We start from the raw sequence: 18,475 nt of genomic DNA on the forward strand, positions 1-18,475 counted from the left end.
TTGCACGCTACGCAGATCGTTCACCTCGGGATAGGCCCTCGCAATTGCCTATTTGTGCAATAACAATCCTGCAATGTTGCGAATGTTGCGAATGGCTTCTCGGTAGGGTGAACGCGATCGGCACCGAGGAGATTCGATGAAGAAGATGTACGCGGGAGCGCGGCTGCGACGACTGCGGGAAGAACGAAACCTGTCACAGTCCGCACTGGCGAAGGCGCTCGAACTCTCCCCCAGTTATGTCAATCAGCTCGAGAACGATCAACGACCGCTGACGGTCCCCGTCCTTCTCAAGCTCAACGCCGAGTTCGATCTCGACGTGCAATTCTTCGCTTCCGATTCCGACGCACGACTCGTTGCGGACGTTCATCACGCCTTGGCCGAAACCTCGGAATCCGGGGACGTATCGCTGGCAGAGGTGGACGAATTGGTGGCCCGAATGCCGGCGGTCGGACGCACCCTCGTGATGTTGCACCGCCGCCTTCACGCCGCAACAGAGCAATTGGACCAGTTCTCGACGCAATTGTCCGGCGAGGCAGCATCTGACGTGTCGCTGGTACCCATGCCTTACGAAGAAGTTCGGGACTTCTTCTACGACCGAAAGAACCACATCGCCGTTCTCGACGACGCTGCCGAGCGGATGTTCGTGGACAACGGGTTGTCCGTGGGAGCAGTGGATCTGCAGCTGGCACGACTGCTTCGCGATCAGCACGGCGTCACCGTGACGATCCGCACGGACGAACCAGACAAGCTCGGGCCCAAGCGCTTCTACGATCCGGAGAAGTCGATCCTGACCCTGGCGCGGCGTCTGTCGGCAGGCCAACGCGCATTCCAGATCGCGATGCAGTTGGCCTTCTTCACACAGGCCGACGCGATCGATTCCCTTGTCGCCGAGGACGAATCGTTGAGTGCCGAGTCCGCGGCACTGGCTCGAATCGGACTCGCGCACTACTTCGCCGGCGCACTGCTACTCCCGTACACCCAATTCCTGGAATCGGCCGAGGCTCTGCGGTACGACATCGATCTGCTCAGCCTCAAATTCGAGGTCGGCTTCGAAACAGTTTGTCACCGGCTGTCCACTCTCCAGCGTCATGGCCAACGCGGCATCCCCTTCTTCTTCGTCCGAACCGATCGCGCCGGAAACATCTCGAAGCGTCAGTCTGCTACCGCTTTTCACTTCTCCAGAGTCGGCGGCAGTTGCCCACTGTGGGTCATCCACGAGGCATTCGCGAGCCCTGGACGCATCCTCACCCAGGTCGCGAAGATGCCTGACGGCCGGACGTACCTGTGGGTGGCGCGCACCACCCACAGCGGCGGACTCGGATACCTCGCGCCCGAGCGGAACTTCGCCGTCGGACTCGGTTGCGACATCGGCTACGCCGATCGCATGGTCTACTCCCACGGAATCCAGACCGACGACCCCGCGACCATCGTGCCGATCGGCGCGGGGTGCAAAGTCTGTGACAGACCAGCGTGCTCTCAACGCGCCTTCCCCCAACTCGGCCGCTCGATCTCCGTCAGTGAGAACAGCAGCAGCCATCTGCCGTATCCGCAACAATAGGACGCAAACAATAGGGCGCACCGACTCCACCTGCGGTTCCTCTGCGCTACGACGCTCTTCTGCTTCCATGGACGTCATGCACCCCGATACCGTGCCCCCTCGTCGACTGGTTCTTCGCCGCCTTTCGGCCGTGGTCGGCGTGGCCGGAATCGTGACTGGTGTGGTTGCCTTGATCGCAACTCAGCTGGACGTCGATCACAACATCGTGATCGTTCTGGCTTCAGTGGCACCCTTGTTGATGATTGCTCCGCTGATCGGTGCCGTCGTCTCGGGTATCGGGCGTCAGTGGATCGTATGCGCCGCATCCCTTGTCGTCCTTGCACTGTTCGGATGGTCCGTGAGCCCGCTGTACATCAGCGGAACTGGCGAGTCGACGTCTGCGAACGGCCCGTCGATTCGGATGATGCAGGCCAACTTGATGATCGGTACAGCGGATCCGGAGTCGCTTGTAGCGATGGTCCGCGAAAGCAACGTCGACGTGGTGACGGTCCAGGAATTGACGTACCAGGAAGTCGACGCGCTCGAAGCCGCCGGGCTCGAAGAGGTTTTGAGCCACCAGTTCCTGGTCCCCTACGCCGACGGCGGTGGCGGGGCCGGAATCTACAGTCGCTTTCCTCTCTCCAATCCACGTAGCCTCGACGGGTTCTCACCCGAAACGCTCTCGGCAGAGCTGAATGTCGGCTTGGCGCGACCAGTCACATTGTTCGCCGTGCATCCGGCACCGGCGTACATCTCGCTGGCTTCGGTGTGGGCGGCCGAGCAGCAAAGGCTTGGGTCTTACATGGACGAAGCCGCCGGGATGGACAATGTGATAGTCAGCGGCGATTTCAATGCGTCGTACTCGAACAAGCAGTTTCGGAATCTCCTCAGAAACGGATATACCAGCGCCGCCGATCAATTGGGTTCCGGTCTGATCCCGACCTACCCGACCGACAAGTCGTATCCGGCGATGGTCGGTATCGACCACATCATCACCAAAGGCGCTGTGGCGACGTCCCTCGAACGGATCGAGATCAAGGGATCCGATCATCACGGACTGATCGCCGACATCACGTTGTCTTGAGTAAATACTGGATTGAGCACGCACCGGGGGCATGGTTATGCCCCGGTGCTCACGTCTTCAGTTGTCGCGGTTCACGCCGCTGTGGATGGGCTGTTCCCGCCGATCGGGTGCTGATACGGATCGATCGACATCGGCGGATTAAACGTCACTCCGTGTGGTGCAACGTCCGATGATGATGTCCACACTACAAGATCAGATTATCGAGATCTGTTGGGCCACCATCGTTCCAATGAACAATATGGTGAGCATCGCACCACCCCGACGGAGTCCCATACCCTGGAAACGCACACCTACCATCCCGGACGGCCAACGCCCGCCTTTGCGGCACCGTCGCAGTTCTCGCTTCCTTACCGCAGTCGAGCGGAACACCATTCTCATCCAACAAGATCCGCGTGACCGTGCAGTCGCACGCCAGCATCCGGGCCGTGTCGATACTGATCGGACCCACCCAATCCATCCACGCAAACCCGAATTCCTGAGTCGACGGCAGGAGATCTTTCAATGCTTTGAAGTCGGTCATGTCCTTCGCCGACGCAGTCACGGTGATGTGCGGTTTCACCCCACCCTCGATCGGACCCAACCCCGCCCGCTCATACCGCCGCAGTAGTTCACAGAACCCGTCCGCGCGCCGTAATGCCGGCGTACGGGTGTCCTTGACACCGTCCTTCTCCGGCGTCGGAACCGACAGGCTCGACAACAACGTGATCAGACGGGCCCCGTTCACCGCATCCAAATCACCCTTCACCGTGACCCGCCCATACAAGCCTTTCGAGGCGTAAAACTCGTTGCGCTCAGAGTCTTCCCCGACCGGGACCCCGTCCTCACGTGTGCCGTACTGCTTCTCGATCCGCCGAATCGCAGCCCGCACCGCATCACAATCCGCGATGTTCTTCGACGCCAGATCAAGCAGAATCCTGCGAGCCTTGTCCACATCGGCACGATGAAACGCATCGCCCACCACAGGTTCGAGCATCAACAACCGCGCCAACCCGACCAACAGACTGCACTCCCCGATCTCCAGATTCGTCGAACCATGCAACCACTGCGCGATCGCCCGAAAACCCCTCCCGCCAAGAACATCCCGGGAAAACATCTCCACGATCAGCAACACCATCCGCGACTGCAACTCGCGACGGACACGCACCAGATCCAGAACCTCACCCTCGAGGTCCTCACCATCCAGCTGCCACGCATCCCGACTGTCCATACCGAAAGCGTAATCGAACACACTTTCGATAGCCAGAAACATAACGGACAACTTCAGGAGCGCCCAGAACTCGAGACTCGTTGAAATACATCATCATTGAACTGTCTCACGCCGCTAGGTCGGCGTGACTATCGCAAAGTTCGGATCAGGCTCGTCAAGGTGCCCCGCAAGTTCTGCGAGTTTCGCCGGGTCGCCGGCAACCGAGATACTGCCGTTCGCAATCTCGGCGCCCAGGTCCGCACCACCGAGCAGCACACCGAGTAAGCCGAGACGACTCACACTGAACGTCGCGTCCACAGACCCAGCATCTGCAGACCCACCTTCCACGTCGAAGTGGATCAGCACGCCGTTGCTCAGTTCCGTTCGGTGCACGATGTTTTCGTCGGTGATGTTCCAGTCGATGACGATGTGGGAATTCGCTGCACTCACTCCGTCCACGCGGAGCGACACAGCGTCGAACACCTGCTTCACCGACAACGCTGCGGTGATATCAGGAGCTGCAGCAACTGTGGGCGTACCCACCGAACCGTTGCGCAGTTCGTATGCACCGGTGAGGTAGAAGTTTCGCCAGGTGCCGTTCTCTGCGCCGTACCCGAGCTGCTCGAAGGTATCGGCCTGCAGGGTCTTGGCCTCGATGTTGTCCGGTTCGGCAAAGATGACGTAGTTCACCACCTGCGCGACCCACCGAAAGTCTCCGCTCTCGTATGATTCCCGAGCTTTTCGGAGCACCTCTGCCGATCCGCCCATGAACTCCACGTGACGTTTGGCCGATTCGACGGGTGGATGCTCCCACAGATGCGCAGGGTTACCGTCGAACCAGCCCATGTAGCGCTGGTAGATGGCCTTGACGTTGTGACTGACGGAACCGTAGTACCCGTGCGTGTGCCACGCCTGTGCCAATGCAGGTGGCAGTTCGATCGATTCGGCGATCTCGAGACCGGTCCACCCCTGATTGATTCGACGAAGTGTCTGATCGTGAAGGTACCCGTAGAGATCGCGCTGCAATGACATGAACTCGGTGAGCCGTTCGGTCCCCCACGTCGGCCAGTGGTGGGAGGCAAACAGAACGTCGGATCGTGAGGCGTAACGATTGATCGATTCGGTCAGGTACGCAGACCAGACGTGAGGATCTCGTACCAGGGCACCCCGTAGCGTGAGCAGGTTGTGGAGAGTATGAGTTGCGTTCTCCGCCATACACAGCGCGCGCAAGTCCGGGAAGTAGAAGTTCATCTCGGACGGGGCCTCGGTTCCGGGCGTCATCTGGAACTCGATCCGAACGCCGTCGATCGTCTCCGTGTGACCTGTCGTCGAGATCGACACCGTCGGCGAAATGAGCGTCGGCGTCCCGGTTGAGGTGGTCTGCCCCAACCCGGCTCCGACGGCACCGCGAGGACCTCGGGGCAATGCAGCCCCGTACATATAGGCCGCACGTCGAGCCATTGCCGTTCCCGCATAGACGTTTTCCTCGACGGCATGCTCCACGAGTCCAGTGGGGGCGACGATTACGCATCGCCCGGCAGCGACATCGTCGTCGGTGGTCACCCCTTTGACCCCACCGAAATGGTCGATATGCGAATGCGTGTAGATCACCGCGACGACCGGTCGATCACCACGATGCTCCCGATACAACGCGAGACCAGCGGCCGCGGTTTCCCGAGAAATCAGTGGATCGACGACGATGATCCCGCTCTCCCCCTCGATCAACGTCATGTTCGACAGATCGAGGCCGCGAATCTGATAGATCGAATCCGTCACCGCAAAGAGTCCCTGCTTGGCGACCAACCTCGACTGACGCCACAAGCTCGGATTGACGGTCGGCGGGCACTCCTCATCCAGGAATGAGTAAGAGTCGTTGTCCCACAGCACTTTTCCGTCCGGACCGGATACCACGCCGGGATCGAGCGCGCCGATGAACCCTCGCTCGGCATCGGTGAAATCGGTCTTGTCGGAGAACGGCAGGGTCTCGGCGACTCGGGCGTTCGCCGCTTCGACTGCGGCCGATGCTGCGCGTGGATCGATCATAGATCAGCCTTTCATCTTCAATTGTCCAGTGTGGTAAACCCGTTCAGGACTCCAATAATCAGCGGGGACTAGCTCAACAGCTGCGATTTTGCCGCCGCGAACTCCGCGTCGGTCAACACGCCGGACTGATGAAGCTGCCCCAGCTCCTGCAGCTTGGAGACCAGATCGTCAGCACCCGAAGGGGGAACGGACTGCACGGGAGCGACCTGCGCCGGCGGCGCTTGTTGCTGCTGGTACTCCTGCTGATATTCCTGCTGCTGCTCGGAGGCCTTCCGTTGACTCCGTCGATCCATGGCGTTGGACGTCGCTTTTGCGGTTCCAGCCACTACCGCAGTGCGTGCCACCGTGCCGAGCAATCCGGGCCGCCCTCTGCGTCCACCTCGAAAAACCATGCCGAACTCCTTGGGTAATTGTCGCTACTGAAATGCTGCTTCTACCGCTGCGACGACTACCTCGCGCGGTATCTGAACGTGAAGGACTACATCGCCGCCGCCACCGCGAACCGTCGTCGCGAGCTCACGCGCCCACGTCTGCTCGTAGACGATGACTGCGGCGGACGTTCCTGGTTCGAGTGACTCACGGACCACGTCCAGGTCCTCGTCACTGATCAATGCCTTGGCTTCGATGGAGAGAATCGCCAGTCCGATGTCGGTGAGATCTTCGTCGACGTCGATCTGCGACACCTGTCCGTTGGCGTCCTTGGCGATGTACACGAGGTCGAACAGGGTGACAAAACCTCGTTCCACCACGTTCTGCAGCGCGGCGACAGCTTCAGGATCCACAGTTGAACCTGGGAATGCCAGCACCACGAGCTCGACCGGTCCGATGTTCATTGTGTCGTTCATCCATCAAGCCTGGTAGCTCTGGCGCGCAGTGACCTCACCCGCAGGGGATGAATTACCCGAGGCGATCGAGTTATTTGTTGCGACGAATGACTTCGCGGATCGGGCGTACATGTACGCCTTCTGCCGCGAGGGCGCGCCGGGCTTTGCCCCGGGTGACGAGTACGCCGATGATGCCGAGAACCCAGACCGGATATTGCACCATCCAGGCGACGCGGAATCCGTCGAACGTGTACCCACCCATGTGTCCGAGGATCACGCCCATCACTTGAATCACGATGAGGGATGCGAGGAATCCGCCGATGTTGACCATGCCCTGGGCGGTTCCCATCGCCGAACTCGGATTGGATGTGCGCGCGTAGTCGAAGCCGATCACCGAACCCGGCCCACCCACCGAGATCACAACCACCAGGATCGTCAACAACCAGAGCGGAGACGGTTCGCTGCGCGAAAGCACGATCGTCCACATGAGCGCGCTGGCCACCATGATGGTGAGAACCAACCACGATCGCCGCATGGGATAGCGACCGGTGAGAATGCCGAGGATCGGGCCGGCCACGATTGCCGAGATGACCGACAGCGTCAGCAGCGAGCCGACGGTCGCGGAATCGAGACCCTGAGCCGATTTCAGATACGGCACACCCCACAGCAGTGCGAACGTCGTGATCGAGAACTGCGTCCCCATGTGACTGAAGAACCCGAGTCGGGTGCCGGGTCGCATCCACACCGTCTTGATCTGTCGCCCGATCTCCTTGGCACCGGCAGGCACGGCCACCACGTCGGCACCGGGAGGCGCGTCGCGGATGACACTCAGCGCCAGAGCAAACGCCAACAGTCCGACGGCGGCAGCGCTGCCGTAGGCGAAAGTCCAGCCCGGACCGGACAACAGCAACATGAACGGGAGCGCGGACATCACCTGGCCCAGCTGACCGAGGATGCCCGTGAACTGCGAGACCAACGGCACCTGCCGGGGCGGGAACCACTGTGGTACCAACCGCAGCACCGAGATGAAGGTGAGAGCGTCGCCGGCGCCGACGGCAATACGTGCACCGATCGCGACGGGCAGCGATTCGGTGAAGGCGAGGGCCAACTGCGCGGACATCATGATGAACGCACCGACTGCGATCATGATCCGCGAACCGTAGCGGTCGAGGAGGACTCCCGCCGGAATCTGCATACCGGCGTACACGACGATCTGCAGTACGACGAAGCTCGACAGAACGCTGGGTGATATCGAGAACCGATCAGCAGCAGACAGACCCGAGACACCGAACGAAGTGCGGTGAAGCACGGCGATCACGTAGGCAAAAACACCGACACCCCAGACCAACCACACTTTTTTCATCGGGTCTGTATGTTACTCCTGTCTTTCGCAAGGCTCAGGACATGATTATTCGCGGCCCTGAGACACCCAATTCAGATCAGCCGACCGGAAGCCTTCGGTGATCGCGGCGAGGGAGTCGAGGCGAGCGATCTGGTCTTCGCTCAGAACGATGTCCAACGCTCCGGCGTTCTCGGTGACTCGTGCAGCGAACCGAGTGCCGGGAATCGACACGGAAGGCAACCCGTACTGACGGCCCTTGGCATCGAGCCATGCCAGGGAAACCTGTGCAGGCGTCGCGCCGAGCTCGTCGCCGACGGCGCGGACCACGTCGAGAACCTTCTGATTGGCAGGGAGCGCGGAGTCCGAGAAGCGGGGGAAGCGTCGGCGCAGGTCGTTGTCACCGAGCGTCGCCGCATCGAACGATCCCGCCAGGAAGCCTCGACCGACCGGCGAGAAGGGCACGAATCCGACTCCGAGTTCAGCGGCGGTGGGTACTACCTTGTTCTCGACGTCCCGACTCCAGATACTCCATTCCGACTGGATCGCCGCGATCGGATGCACCCCGTACGCACGACGCAGTTCGTCACCGGTCGCCTCGGACAGGCCGATGTTGCGGACCTTGCCCGCCTTCACCTGCTCTGCGATCGCGCCGACGGTGTCTTCGATCGGGACGTTCGGGTCGACCCGGTGCAAGTAGTAGAGATCAACATGATCGACGCCGAGTCGTCCCAGAGACTCGTCGAGTGCCTGCGGTACGTACGCCGGGTCTCCGTTGATCCCGCGCTGACCGTTGGCGATGTTGCCGACAAGACCGAACTTCGTCGCCAGCTGCACTTCGCCTCGGCGGTCCTTGAGAAGCTCCCCCACAGCACGCTCACTCGCGCCCTCGCCGTACACGTTGGCGGTGTCGATGAATGTGATCCCGATGTCCACCGCATGGTGCAGCGTGGCAAGCGCCTCGGCCGGGTCCACCGGGCCGTAGACCGGGGCGACGGACATCGCGCCGTATCCCTGAGCACTGACGGTGAGTCCTTCAGCCAGGGTGACGGTGGGGACGGTCATGAAATCTCCTCGATTCGAGTAAGCGACAACCTCGACAGTCTTCACCGAATCGAAGCCTGACGCACCGATTAACGTCACGCTGATCGGGTTACCCTCGAGTGATGGCATTCGATTGGCTCGAACTCGTGCTCACCGCCCACCGCGAATTCGGTTCACGACTCGCCGCAGTCGAGGACTGGAACGCACCCACGCCTGACTCCGACTGGCACGTCGAACACCTCGTCCGCCACGTCATCGAGGAGCAGCAGTGGGTACCGCCGCTCCTGGCCGGACTGACGGTCGGCGAGGCGACACCGGACATCGTTCCCGTCGGGGACGACCTGTGGACCGAATGGCAGAAGTATTCCGATGCCGCCATCGAGGCGTGGAAATCGACGGACCTCAGCGCCCACGTTCACCTCTCGTACGGCACGGTGAAGGTGGAACCGTATCTGCGCCAGCAGACTTCGGACGTCACGATCCACACCTGGGACCTCGCGCGAGCGGTCGGAGCAGACGAGCGGCTCGATCCGGACCTCGTCGAGGCCGTCTGGTCCGACCTCGACGGGCAGCGCGACATGCTCGCCGAGAGCGGACTCTTCTCCGCTCCCGTCGACCTCCCTGACGATGCGTCGTTGCAGGACAAGCTGATTGCCCTGACCGGTCGCGATCCTCGCTAGACGTTCAGCGACACACCCGTCGTGCGAGCGACGCCGTCCCAACCACCGGCAGGTGCACCGAGGCCGAGCAGAGCCGCAACCGTCGGCGCGACGTCGATCGTGCGAGCCTGCGTGTCGATCTTCCGTCCACCGTCGAGAGCGGGATGCCCGCCGCTGAGAAAGAACGGAATGGGCAACGTCACGAAGTGGCCGTGGTTGCCGGGAATCGGATTGGACAGCGGAGTCGGATCACTGAACCGCCAGCCCTGAGCGCAAAACGCAACGACGTCACCGGCATTGGTGCCGAGATCGAATTCGGCCGGGAGGTGACTGGATTCGACGCCGTCGACACCCTCCACGATCTGTTGAATCCGGCTGACGGCTTCGGCCCGTTCGCCGTCCGGCCCGACGAAGTAGATCAGATCTGCGCCGCCGTTCTGGGCGATCCGAATCTTGCCTGCCAGCAACGGATCCGCGTTCAGCGGTCGATCCAAGCCGATGAGCCGCGCGGGTTCCGACCAGTCCATCGAGTGGTCGGCCAACACGATCAGAATGCTCCGATTCCAACGACCGGTGTCATGAAGGAAGTCGACGAAGCGGCGAACCTGGTTGTCGGTGTTCTGAAGTGCGGCTGTACGTGCGATACGAATGGACGGACCGGACAGATCCAGGTGCCCGACCCGATCGACGTCACCGAGGTTGGTGAACGACAGTCGCGGAGAGTTCCCCCCGACGATCCGGATCAGCGCATCGATCGTGAAGTTGTCCGGCGCGTGCTCGGTGCCGGGAACGAGTGGCTGCGGATCCCACACCAACGAAGCGCGGTTACCGAACAGCCCGTGCAGGTAGTGCTTCGACAGCACACTTGCAGTGGTCAATCCGAGTTCGGTGCGCACCCGATCCAGAACCGTCGACGTCTGCAGGTCGGAAGGCCGATCGAGGTCACGCTTCTTGTCGATGGACGGATCGTAGACGGAGTTGGCGGGTACGCCCGAACGCGCCGGCAGCACTCCCGTCATCATCGCGGTGTGGTTCGGCAGCGTCTCCGCGATCGGGATGGCGCTGGCGTCCGGGTAGTGAATACCGCCGACCGCAAGCCCGGTCAGCGTCGGGGTGAGCTCCGATCGCAATTCGTCCGGACGCATGCCGTCGACGACGATGACATGCACGTCCAGGTCTGGGATTCCGGCGCTGGTGGGAACACTCGCACGAGCCGGCGTTCCGAGCAAAGCCGTTCCGGCGACAACACTTCCACCGATCAGAACGCTACGACGCGAAACTTCGATACTCACTGGTCGACTCCTGGTCGGTACGAGGCCTGATCGAGGGCGGCCGAGGTGGGTGAGACTCTACTGCCCGCGCCTGCCGGTAGACGGTAGCTCACGGCGTAGTGCGCATTGCTCTGCGGATTGGTGAGATCGTCGACGTAGTACCAGTCCATCTGAGTACCTTCGCGGGCGATTTCGAATACGCCGTAGCCGTGCGAATCCAGTTCGACGTACCGCACATGTCGGTTCACGGCCTTGAATGCCTCTTCTGCCGCAACGGTTACCGTGCGCGGCGGCACTTTCAGCATGTCGTCGATGTTGGGCGAGGTCACCGACGGGACGACGAACTCGGCGCCGACGGTCGGCCCACCCGGATAGTCGGCGGCGTTGGTCGGTAGGTCGCAAGCCCACGACGTGTGGATGTCACCGGTGATGAAAACGGTGTTGTCCACACCGTTCGAGGTGATCGCGTCGAAAAGCCTGGTGCGGTCGGCGGTGTACCCGTCCCACTGATCCGTGTTGTACGGGACACCGGCCTGCGGCACTCCCACCAGTTCGGTCAACGCCGCGGTGGTCGCCGGCTCCAGCGGCGGGAACACGCACGGCGTGATCATGACCGGATTGCCGACGATTTTCCACTGCGTCGGGGAGGTGACGATTCCGTTGGTCAACCAATCCATCTGTGCGCGTCCGGTAATGGAGCGCGACGGATCGTCGACCTGCTTCATGGTCGGTTGCTCGTCGCGGTAGGTACGCAGATCGAGCATCGAGATCTCGGCCAGATTCCCGAAACGGAACCGTCGATACAGCTGAACGCTCGAACCACTACCCGACGGCCGGACGGGCATCCACTCGAAATATGCCTTGGCCGAGTTCGCCTTTCGATCTGCCCAGTCGCCTTCGACGCCGGGCGTGTGGTTTTCGGCGCCGTCCCGGTACGCATTGTCGGCCGATTCGTGGTCGTCCCATGTGGCGATGAACGGCAACTTCAGGTGAAGGGCTGCCAGATCCGGATCGGTCTTGTACTGCGCGTGCCGAATTCGATAGTCGGCCAGCGAGATGATCTCGTGGGCCGGCTCGTGAAGGCGAACGGATCCGTTTCTCGCGCCGTACTCCCCCTGCCCGTACTCGTAGATGTAGTCACCGAGATGGATGATCGCATCGAGGTCTTCGCGGAACGCGAGGTGACGATAGGCACCGAAATACCCCGCCTCCCAGTTGGAGCAGGACACGACGCCGAAGCGAAGCCGATCGAGATCCGCAGAGTTCGACGGAGCCGTACTGGTGCGGCCCACCGGAGAAACGGCCGAACCCGCAACGAATCGGTACCAGTACGTCGTCGACGGATCGAGTCCGGTGACGTCGACCTTCGCGGTGTGATCGGAATCTGCCGAAGCAGCAACACTTCCGGACGCCACGACGCTCGCGAACCCCTCATCGGTCGCGACCTGCCAGTTGAGCGTCACCGCCGGCCCGACGCCGGAACCGGGCGTCGCCTCTGCCGTCGGGGTGATGCGGGTCCAGATGATCACCGCATCCGGCAACGGGTCACCGGATGCCACCCCGTGCGCGAAGCCCGGGCTGCCACCCGGAACCTCGGCACCGGCGTGGCTCGCCGAAGCGACACCGAGGCCTACTGCGCCGGCGAGTGCCGCCGATCCCTGCAGCAGGCCACGTCTGGATATTCGATCGAAGGCATTCGTGTGCACGCTAGGAGTGAACCCGCACCTGAACAGCCGTTCAAGAGAGCTTCGGGATGTTCACCCAGGCTTCGCCTGCGCTTCTCTGCAAGTTTGATCGAGTCGATCCGGATTACAACCGGTAGTCGAGGGCCGAGCCCCGAACCACACCGACCTTGACTCCGATGTAGCCGCCGAGTGCACCCCCGGTCGCAATCAAGATCCAGAACACCGACGGAATCAGAGTCTCGGACCCGTCGACCTGGGTGAACGCGGCATAGCCGACGATCAACGCACCGAACAGCACGGGCAGAATCAGCAGTGCGGCAAAGAACGTCAACCACACCGATACGAATCGACCCTTCCACCGGGCGATCTCGTGCAGGACCGTCAGAACAACCAGGAAGACACCACCACCGGTCAAGACCGCCGACAGAACTGCAAACCCGAAAGCTGACATCAGCTCCGACTCCACTTGAATCCCCCCGTATTCGAAGCACCTGCGCACCCAGCCCCAACTGCGATGCAATGAGTCTATTCAAGACGGCCGGCGTTTCGTGGCAACTCGAGTCGCTCGTCTGCCGGAAACACACCCCGCCGACGCCTATGCTTGGAAAATGACCGAACCCGACATCAAGCCCAGAAGTCGTGACGTCACCGACGGACTCGAAAAGACCGCAGCGCGCGGCATGTTGCGTGCAGTAGGAATGGGTGACGACGACTGGGTCAAGTCGCAGATCGGCGTCGCCTCGTCCTGGAACGAGATCACCCCGTGCAACCTGTCCCTCGATCGCCTGGCCAAGGCTGTCAAGGAGGGCGTCCGAGAGGCCGGCGGGTTCCCCCTCGAATTCGGCACTATCTCCGTTTCCGACGGCATTTCGATGGGTCACGAGGGCATGCACTTCTCCCTCGTCTCCCGTGAAGTGATCGCGGACAGCGTCGAGACCGTCATGCAGGCCGAGCGCCTCGACGGATCGGTTCTTCTCGCCGGTTGCGACAAATCCTTGCCCGGCATGATGATGGCGGCGGCCCGCCTCGACCTCGCCAGTGTGTTCCTCTACGCCGGGTCGACTCTCCCCGGCGTCGCCAAGCTGTCCGACGGCAGCGAGCGGGAAGTCACCGTCATCGACGCGTTCGAGGCCGTGGGCGCCTGCTCGCGTGGGCTGATGAGCCGCGCCGACGTAGACACCATCGAACGGGCGATCTGCCCGGGCGAAGGCGCGTGCGGCGGTATGTACACCGCGAACACGATGGCCAGCGCCGCCGAGGCCATGGGAATGTCGCTGCCCGGCAGCGCTTCACCGCCCGCACCGGATCGTCGCCGCGACGGATTCGCGCGCGAGAGCGGCAAAGCCGTGGTCGAACTGCTGCGCCGCGGAATCACCGCGAGGGACATCCTCACCAAGGAAGCGTTCGAGAACGCCATCGCAGTAGTCATGGCATTCGGTGGTTCCACCAATGCGGTGCTCCATCTCCTCGCGATCGCGCACGAGGCGTACGTCCCGTTGACGCTCGACGATTTCGCCCGCGTCGGCGCGAAGGTCCCGCACCTCGCCGACGTCAAGCCTTTCGGAAAGCACGTCATGACGGACGTCGACCGTATCGGCGGCGTCCCCGTCATCATGAAGGCATTGCTCGACGCGGGACTCATGCACGGAGATTGTCTGACCGTCACCGGCAAGACTGTTGCGGAGAATCTGGCGCACATCACCCCGCCCGATCCGGACGGCAAGGTCTTGCGGGCGATGAACAAGCCCATCCACCCGACCGGAGGCATCACGATCTTGAAGGGGTCGCTCGCTCCCGGCGGCGCGGTGGTCAAGTCGGCAGGATTCGAGTCGGATGTATTCGTCGGCACTGCACGAGTTTTCGAACGCGAGCGCGCCGCGATGGATGCTCTCGAGGACGGAACCATCACCGGCGGTGACGTTGTCGTCATCCGCTACGAGGGCCCGAAGGGTGGTCCCGGCATGCGCGAGATGCTGGCCATCACCGGCGCGATCAAGGGTGCGGGTCTCGGCAAGGACGTCCTGCTGCTGACGGACGGACGATTCTCGGGCGGCACCACCGGCCTGTGTGTCGGACACGTTGCGCCCGAGGCCGTCGACGGCGGTCCCATCGCGTTCGTTCGCGACGGCGACCAGATCCGGCTCGACGTGGGTACCGGACAACTCGAATTGTTGGTCGACGATTCCGAACTGGAAGCTCGCAAGGAGGGCTGGGAGCCGTTGCCGCCTCGCTACACACGTGGCGTGTTGGCCAAGTACTCCAAGCTCGTGGGATCAGCATCGGGTGGAGCGGTGTGCGGCTGATCCCAGCTCGCTGCTAGATGGGCCGGTACCCGGCGCCGACGCCTCCGTGGGCATTGATCGTGTCCACGATGGAGGTCATGTTGGTGCCGAGTTCCGGCCCCAGGCACGGCACCCAGAGATAAGCGTTGACCATCGCGACCAGCGTCGTCCCGACCGTGACCGGGGCTCCCGAATCACCGTGGTCGACGCAGATCTGAGTCCAGGTGGATGCGTCGGCGCTCAGGTCTCCCCAGACGACGCCGCAGGTGGTGCCCGTCGTACGGCCTTCCTTGCAGGCTGTGGCCGGGAAACTGGCCGGTGCGCCGATCGAGGTGATGGTCGCCGCGCCCACTGTGCGCACTGGTGTGACCTTGCCCGGATCGAACTGGATGACCCCGTAGTCCAGGTCGGGGTTCGACTCGACGAAGGTGCCGACCACGCCGGCGTCCTCGTTGCTTTCCGGGATCACGAACGACCCAGGACCGCCGCAGTGACCTGCGGTGATACCCACGAGTCTGCCGCCGTTGTCGTGACCGATGGTGGTCAACGTACACACCAACTGGTTGTCGATGATGATGCCCGAGCCACCACCCATGGGCGTGGGTGCAGCAACCGCATTGCTGCTGACGATGAAGCCGAGTCCGAGTGCCAAGACCAACGCTGCCAGAGCCGAAACAATTCGCTGCAACATCACAATCTCTCCGCCGGTAATCTCCCCGCTGCAAAAAACGCATACCCCGGAAAGTGCGGACTTACGCAGCGGTTCTAGTCGGTGGCTCCGAGCGCCTCGAGCATCTTGCGCGCCTCTTCGAGCTGGCGGCTCAACTCGTCGACTCGAGCCGCAGCCATGTCTCGCGCAGCGACGATGATGGACTCGACGGCTTCGATGGCGGTGGGCTCACCCAACTCGCGGACAGCTCGCTCGACTGCATCGGGTGCGACCGGAACTGCTTTGCCCGGACGCTTCGCGCCCTGTGTGACCGTCACGCTCCAGTCGTTGTCCGCGCCCGCATGGATCGTGACGCTGATGCCGGCCGGCAGTTTCTTCGCACGCTTGACGGCCGGACGAGGTGTCGCGGCAGGGGCAGCAGTGGTAGTCGGTACCGGAGCGGGGGCAGGCTGCGCCCGCGGCTTCGGTCGAACAGGCTCTACGAGTGGCTCCATCAGGGGTTCGGACTCCACAACTGGTTTGGGCCGTGGCGCCGGTTTGGCCGGTGCCGCGGAGACGCGGTTGATGCGCAATTCCTCTGCCTCGAAAGGCAATTCGTCGTTGACGCCCTTGGGGCGAATCAGCACTGTGTTGCCGTCCACCGACACGACTTTCGCCGAGGTACCGGCCTCGATCCCCAGGCTGGGAGTCGCCTCGCGCAGATAGACGGTGGCGCGCTTACCTTCGGCGACAGCCGTGGCGAGCGCTGCCAGATTTTCCGCAGTGAGGTGATCCGGCGTTGATGCGGCGGCGCCGGAACGTCTACGGGGTGGCATGCGCAGGTCCTTTCAGAAGTACGTGGTGCATTTCAGTATCGACAGTGCATTTCGGTATCGACAGTGCATTTCTCGGGGCAACTCTTGCACAAGCCACCGACGTGTTGACTCTCACCGCCCGCCTGACCCCGAGGATCCGTAGACGGTTCGGCCAATTCAGTACTGTTCTCGGGGCACCGCGTGGAAGATGGTGGACAGAAATTCGTTGCGGCAAGAAGGAGCACGGTGAGCAGTTCGGAGTCAGAGTGGATCGACGAGGTCACCGAACCCGCCCCTGCTGAATCTCACGCTGCCGAACATCACACTGCTGATCCGGTCGACGTCGATGCTCATCTGCTCAGCCGGATTCAAGCCGACATCGAAGAGTCTCTCCTCGGCGGGCCCCGATGTTTCACTCAGTCACAGATCGCAGAATTCGCCGGTGTGACACGCGAGCGTGCCGATCGTTTGTGGGTCGCGATGGGCTTTGCCGTCGACGAGGATCCCGACGCCGTCATGTTCACCCAGCAAGACGCCGACGCCCTCAAGACGATTATCGACATGGTCAATCGAGGAGTCATCTCGCAGAGCAGTGAGGTCGCTGCCGCCCGCTCACTCGGGCAGTCGATGTCGAGGTTGGCCGAGTGGCAGGTCTCGCTGATCAGCACACACATCATCGACCAGCTCGCCGACTCGGCAGATCACGAGCCCGAAGCGATCCGGAAGATCGTTCTGCGCCTCGGCGCCGAGATCATTCCCGCTGTCGAATCTCTGCAGACGTACGTCTGGAAGCGCCACGTCGCGTCCTCGACGGGCCGCAACGTCGGAAACCCGGGCGAGGAAGTAGCGAGTCGTGTTCTGGTAGTGGGTTTCGCCGACATCGTCGGGTACACCTCGCTGACCCGCGGCCTCGACTCCGCCGAACTCAACGATCTGCTCGAGCGGTTCGAGTCCGCGTCCACCGAAATCATCGGTCGCAACTACGGCTGGGTGGTCAAGACCGTCGGTGACGAGGTCATGTTCGCCGCCGAGAGCCCCCACTACGCCGCCGAGATCGCCTTGCAGATCCAGCAGGCGGTCCTCGCCGATCACGACGATCCACAGCTTCGGGTGGGTCTGGCCATGGGGCCGACGTTGGTTCGCTTCGGAGATCTCTACGGTTCGGTGGTCAACAAGGCCGCGCGCCTCACCAGCTCCGCTCGCCCCGGCACTGTGCTGATCGACTCCGAGCTGGCCACCCAGCTCGGCTCGGACGCCAATTTCAAACTGCGACACCTCCGTCCGCGACGAGTACGCGGAATCGACAGGCTCGAACAGTACGTCCTTCGACGCAATCTGGAGCCGTGAGCGTCAGCTCGACACTCCGCGTGCAGCCAGAAAGTCGTCCACGATCTGCTCACACGCAGCCTCCCCGAGAGGCGTCAGCGTGGCCAGCTTGGTGAGCACCAAAGGTCCGACCAACTGAGCAAGTGCGACGTCGTAGTCGTACTCCCCCAACGCGTCGATCGCGTCCGGCGAGCGCAGGATCCGATCGAACGCGTGACGGTACTGCTCGAAAACCGTCTGGCGCAGCGATCGCAATTCGGGCTTGTCCGTGGACAGGGCATCGACGCTCGAGTAACCCTTCAGCTCCGGTCCCAAGCCGAGCCAGCACATCGCCGTCACCTGGATCGGTGCGCTTTCGATGGCCTTGGCCTGACTGGTCAACAACTCGAGCAATTGCGCGCGGAGATCGCCTTCACCGGACATCTCCGGCACCGGCGGTAGTAGACGTGCAAATGCCGCGGCGAGTAACTCCGTGCCGCTGTCGAAATGGCGATACAGCGTCGCACGCGCGACGTTGGCCAACTTGGTGACGGCATCGATCGTCACGGCGTCGACGCCGCCTTCTGCCAGCAGCGTGGTCGCTGCGTCGAGCAACCTCGACCTGGAGCGCTGTTTGCGCGGGTCCTCGTCGTTTCCCTGCTGATCGATTCCCTGCTTGTCGATTCCCACCGTCACAACTTCAGTTATACCCACTTGGGGGTTGTGGAACTGCTGTTCTTGTAACGATACTG

16 protein-coding genes and 1 pseudogene are annotated in these 18,475 nt (G+C 62.3%); 5 read left to right on the top strand and 12 right to left on the bottom strand.

Annotated elements, in window-relative coordinates; all coding sequences use genetic code 11:
* Nucleotides 1-136: 136 nt before the first annotated feature.
* Nucleotides 137-1,558: a short-chain fatty acyl-CoA regulator family protein gene (locus I7X09_RS10655; protein ID WP_200316716.1), complete on the top strand. Its 1,422-nt coding sequence runs from the start codon at nucleotides 137-139 to the stop codon at nucleotides 1,556-1,558.
* A gap of 67 nt (nucleotides 1,559-1,625) precedes the next feature.
* A complete protein-coding gene (locus I7X09_RS10660; RefSeq protein ID WP_200316718.1) occupies nucleotides 1,626-2,621 on the top strand; it encodes an endonuclease/exonuclease/phosphatase family protein in 996 nt (331 codons plus the stop codon).
* Nucleotides 2,622-2,692: 71 nt separating this feature from the next.
* Here I7X09_RS10660 and I7X09_RS10665 read toward each other — a convergent pair.
* From I7X09_RS10665 to I7X09_RS10690, 6 genes and pseudogenes are all read right to left on the bottom strand, one after another.
* Nucleotides 2,693-3,828: pseudogene (locus I7X09_RS10665) on the bottom strand (DUF222 domain-containing protein).
* A gap of 114 nt (nucleotides 3,829-3,942) precedes the next feature.
* Nucleotides 3,943-5,850 carry an alkyl/aryl-sulfatase gene (locus I7X09_RS10670; protein WP_200316720.1) on the bottom strand — a complete coding sequence of 636 codons (1,908 nt, stop codon included), beginning with the start codon at nucleotides 5,848-5,850 and terminating at the stop codon, nucleotides 3,943-3,945.
* 68 nt (nucleotides 5,851-5,918) lie between these two features.
* Nucleotides 5,919-6,242, bottom strand: a complete 324-nt coding sequence (locus I7X09_RS10675; protein ID WP_095968513.1) for an SHOCT domain-containing protein — start codon at nucleotides 6,240-6,242, stop codon at nucleotides 5,919-5,921.
* Nucleotides 6,243-6,266: 24 nt separating this feature from the next.
* Nucleotides 6,267-6,695: a DUF6325 family protein gene (locus I7X09_RS10680; protein WP_200316722.1), complete on the bottom strand. Its 429-nt coding sequence runs from the start codon at nucleotides 6,693-6,695 to the stop codon at nucleotides 6,267-6,269.
* Between the two features lie 70 nt (nucleotides 6,696-6,765).
* The gene (locus tag I7X09_RS10685; RefSeq protein WP_124567801.1) at nucleotides 6,766-8,037 is read right to left on the bottom strand and encodes an MFS transporter; all 1,272 of its coding nucleotides are present in this window, start codon (nucleotides 8,035-8,037) and stop codon (nucleotides 6,766-6,768) included.
* 45 nt (nucleotides 8,038-8,082) lie between these two features.
* Nucleotides 8,083-9,078 (bottom strand): aldo/keto reductase, encoded by a 996-nt coding sequence (locus tag I7X09_RS10690; protein WP_095968850.1) that lies wholly within the window; start codon nucleotides 9,076-9,078, stop codon nucleotides 8,083-8,085.
* Nucleotides 9,079-9,179: 101 nt separating this feature from the next.
* On the opposite strand from I7X09_RS10690, the gene I7X09_RS10695 reads away from it, so the two are divergent.
* Nucleotides 9,180-9,737 (top strand): TIGR03086 family metal-binding protein, encoded by a 558-nt coding sequence (locus tag I7X09_RS10695; protein ID WP_200316724.1) that lies wholly within the window; start codon nucleotides 9,180-9,182, stop codon nucleotides 9,735-9,737.
* Here the strand turns inward: I7X09_RS10695 and I7X09_RS10700 are convergent.
* The 3 genes from I7X09_RS10700 to I7X09_RS10710 all read right to left on the bottom strand — a co-directional run bounded on the left by I7X09_RS10700 (nucleotide 9,734) and on the right by I7X09_RS10710 (nucleotide 13,123).
* A complete protein-coding gene (locus tag I7X09_RS10700; protein ID WP_095968510.1) occupies nucleotides 9,734-11,008 on the bottom strand; it encodes an alkaline phosphatase family protein in 1,275 nt (424 codons plus the stop codon). The two genes, I7X09_RS10695 and I7X09_RS10700, sit on opposite strands and share 4 nt — an antisense overlap.
* A complete protein-coding gene (locus tag I7X09_RS10705) occupies nucleotides 11,005-12,693 on the bottom strand; it encodes an alkaline phosphatase D family protein (protein WP_200316726.1) in 1,689 nt (562 codons plus the stop codon). Before I7X09_RS10705 ends, I7X09_RS10700 begins: the two co-directional genes overlap by 4 nt.
* A gap of 103 nt (nucleotides 12,694-12,796) precedes the next feature.
* Entirely contained in the window at nucleotides 12,797-13,123 is a 327-nt protein-coding gene (locus I7X09_RS10710) for a hypothetical protein (RefSeq protein ID WP_206028794.1), read from the bottom strand.
* Between the two features lie 157 nt (nucleotides 13,124-13,280).
* Between I7X09_RS10710 and ilvD the strand changes: the two genes are divergently transcribed.
* The gene (ilvD, locus tag I7X09_RS10715) at nucleotides 13,281-14,975 is read left to right on the top strand and encodes a dihydroxy-acid dehydratase (RefSeq protein ID WP_095968507.1); all 1,695 of its coding nucleotides are present in this window, start codon (nucleotides 13,281-13,283) and stop codon (nucleotides 14,973-14,975) included.
* A 13-nt stretch (nucleotides 14,976-14,988) separates the two neighbouring features.
* On the opposite strand, the gene I7X09_RS10720 is transcribed toward ilvD, so the two are convergent.
* On the bottom strand, nucleotides 14,989-15,645 hold the full coding sequence (locus tag I7X09_RS10720; RefSeq protein WP_007732621.1) for a S1 family peptidase: 657 nt from the start codon (nucleotides 15,643-15,645) through the stop codon (nucleotides 14,989-14,991).
* 74 nt (nucleotides 15,646-15,719) lie between these two features.
* Nucleotides 15,720-16,439, bottom strand: coding sequence for a DUF6319 family protein (locus I7X09_RS10725; protein WP_095968506.1), 720 nt, complete (start codon nucleotides 16,437-16,439; stop codon nucleotides 15,720-15,722).
* Between the two features lie 225 nt (nucleotides 16,440-16,664).
* Here I7X09_RS10725 and I7X09_RS10730 point away from each other — a divergent pair, with 225 nt between their 5' ends.
* Nucleotides 16,665-17,765, top strand: a complete 1,101-nt coding sequence (locus I7X09_RS10730) for an adenylate/guanylate cyclase domain-containing protein (RefSeq protein ID WP_378375216.1) — start codon at nucleotides 16,665-16,667, stop codon at nucleotides 17,763-17,765.
* Nucleotides 17,766-17,768: 3 nt separating this feature from the next.
* Here I7X09_RS10730 and I7X09_RS10735 read toward each other — a convergent pair whose 3' ends face one another.
* A complete protein-coding gene (locus I7X09_RS10735; protein ID WP_095968504.1) occupies nucleotides 17,769-18,419 on the bottom strand; it encodes a TetR/AcrR family transcriptional regulator in 651 nt (216 codons plus the stop codon).
* Nucleotides 18,420-18,475 lie beyond the last annotated feature (56 nt).

The sequence above is a fragment of the Rhodococcus sp. P-2 genome (assembly GCF_016598535.1).
Lineage (GTDB): Bacteria > Actinomycetota > Actinomycetes > Mycobacteriales > Mycobacteriaceae > Rhodococcus_F > Rhodococcus_F baikonurensis.

Excerpts from the sequence above, each read along its gene's own strand:
- I7X09_RS10710 (WP_206028794.1), bottom strand. The coding sequence starts at position 13,123 with ATGTCAGCTTTCGGGTTTGCAGTTCTGTCGGCGGTCTTGACCGGTGGT.
- I7X09_RS10720 (WP_007732621.1), bottom strand. The coding sequence starts at position 15,645 with ATGTTGCAGCGAATTGTTTCGGCTCTGGCAGCGTTGGTCTTGGCACTC.
- ilvD (WP_095968507.1), top strand. The coding sequence starts at position 13,281 with ATGACCGAACCCGACATCAAGCCCAGAAGTCGTGACGTCACCGACGGA.
- I7X09_RS10675 (WP_095968513.1), bottom strand. The coding sequence starts at position 6,242 with ATGGTTTTTCGAGGTGGACGCAGAGGGCGGCCCGGATTGCTCGGCACG.
- I7X09_RS10695 (WP_200316724.1), top strand. The coding sequence starts at position 9,180 with ATGGCATTCGATTGGCTCGAACTCGTGCTCACCGCCCACCGCGAATTC.
- I7X09_RS10680 (WP_200316722.1), bottom strand. The coding sequence starts at position 6,695 with ATGAACGACACAATGAACATCGGACCGGTCGAGCTCGTGGTGCTGGCA.
- I7X09_RS10690 (WP_095968850.1), bottom strand. The coding sequence starts at position 9,078 with ATGACCGTCCCCACCGTCACCCTGGCTGAAGGACTCACCGTCAGTGCT.
- I7X09_RS10660 (WP_200316718.1), top strand. The coding sequence starts at position 1,626 with ATGGACGTCATGCACCCCGATACCGTGCCCCCTCGTCGACTGGTTCTT.
- I7X09_RS10685 (WP_124567801.1), bottom strand. The coding sequence starts at position 8,037 with ATGAAAAAAGTGTGGTTGGTCTGGGGTGTCGGTGTTTTTGCCTACGTG.
- I7X09_RS10725 (WP_095968506.1), bottom strand. The coding sequence starts at position 16,439 with ATGCCACCCCGTAGACGTTCCGGCGCCGCCGCATCAACGCCGGATCAC.
- I7X09_RS10655 (WP_200316716.1), top strand. The coding sequence starts at position 137 with ATGAAGAAGATGTACGCGGGAGCGCGGCTGCGACGACTGCGGGAAGAA.
- I7X09_RS10670 (WP_200316720.1), bottom strand. The coding sequence starts at position 5,850 with ATGATCGATCCACGCGCAGCATCGGCCGCAGTCGAAGCGGCGAACGCC.